Annotated in this window: 2 protein-coding genes and 1 pseudogene; all 3 read right to left on the bottom strand. The window is 66.8% G+C overall.

The annotated features are described in order from the left end of the window. Positions 1-151 (bottom strand): annotated as a pseudogene (locus tag DBR12_RS18235) (energy transducer TonB); the annotation flags it as partial. A gap of 99 nt (positions 152-250) precedes the next feature. Beyond that, positions 251-523: a bacterioferritin-associated ferredoxin gene (locus DBR12_RS18230; RefSeq protein WP_063460707.1), complete on the bottom strand. Its 273-nt coding sequence runs from the start codon at positions 521-523 to the stop codon at positions 251-253. 175 nt (positions 524-698) lie between these two features. Then, the coding region (locus DBR12_RS23150) for an alpha-hydroxy acid oxidase (RefSeq protein WP_233244827.1) at positions 699-1303 on the bottom strand (605 nt) is incomplete at its 5' end.

Raw genomic sequence — 1303 nt, 5'->3', positions numbered from 1 at the left:
GCTCGGCAGGCACGATGACCTCGGCCGCGCGGCGCAGCAGGCCCGATTGCAGGGCCCAGATGCCTGCCACATGCAGTGCAATGACGGAGCCCACGATCACGGTGTTGCGGCTGACACCCCCAGGAGTGGCAAAACGATCAGGGTGAGACATAAAAAATGATAGCAACCAGCGCTTGCGTATCAGGCGCCAGGTGTCTAAAAGACCGATATTACTTGCGGAAGATCCACCAGGCAGAGCCTGCCACGAGGATCAGGCTGCCAGCGAGTGTTGAGAGGAGTTCCATGACTTGCTTTCCAGGATGGAGCTGGCAAGCTGGATCGGCTGCGGTGCCACGTCATTGTGCAGTGCGGCCACAGGATTCGAAACACTGCACTGCGCCACCACGTCGCGGGCGCAGCTTTCGCAGCAACCGCATTGGGTGGCCACGCCCAGCTCGAACTGGATTTCGTCAAAGCTCATGCCGGCACGCGCATGGCGGGCAATCTCACGGTCGGAAACCCGGCGGCAAACACAGACGATCATGGGAGGCAGGCAGTGTGGCTGGCTGTTGAAGGGATGGCTGCATTATAAATACGAATCTCTCGCATTTGCAATAAATCATTCCTACCGACAGGGGGAAGGGCTTTGCCCGGCATCAACACCCGTCACCGGCAACCGCCCGTGGCCATTGTTTTTGGCCATCGCCAGGCATCAGGCATCACCCGCCGGGGCGAAACGCCTTGTCCTCTGTGGCATCCAGCAGCGCTGGGGTGGCGTTCGCCAGCGTGGCGCAGCCGGTCAGGGCCATGGCAACCTCCAGCTCATCGCGCAGCAGGCGCAGCACATGGGCCACACCTGCCGCCCCGGCATTGGCCAGGCCCCAGACGGCGGGGCGCCCCACCAGCGCGGCCGATGCGCCCAGCGCCATGGCCTTGAGCACGTCGGTGCCGCGCCGGATGCCGCCGTCCACCAGCACGGGCACTGCGCCGCCCACGGCCTGCACCACGCGTGGCAGGGCGGTGGCGGTGGCGGGGGCGGTGTCCAGCGTGCGGCCACCGTGGTTGGAGACGATCAGGCCCGCCGCACCCATCGACACGGCCTGGCGCGCGTCGGCCGGGTGCAGCACGCCCTTGAGCAGTACCGGCAGGCGGGTGATGGACTGCAGCCAGGCCACGTCGTCCCAGGTGGGGGCCTGGAGCAGCAGGCCGTCAAACAGTGCGCTCTCGCCGGGGCGCAGGTCGGGCGGTGGGGCCGGGGGCAGGCCCGCGAGGTTGACCGGGCCCATGCCGGGCGGCAGACGGAAGCCCGTACGCCGTTCGCGGT

This window comes from Acidovorax sp. HMWF029 (assembly GCF_003060895.1).
Classification (GTDB): Bacteria; Pseudomonadota; Gammaproteobacteria; order Burkholderiales; family Burkholderiaceae_C; genus Acidovorax.
This window is presented reverse-complemented; position numbering and strand designations above follow the sequence as displayed.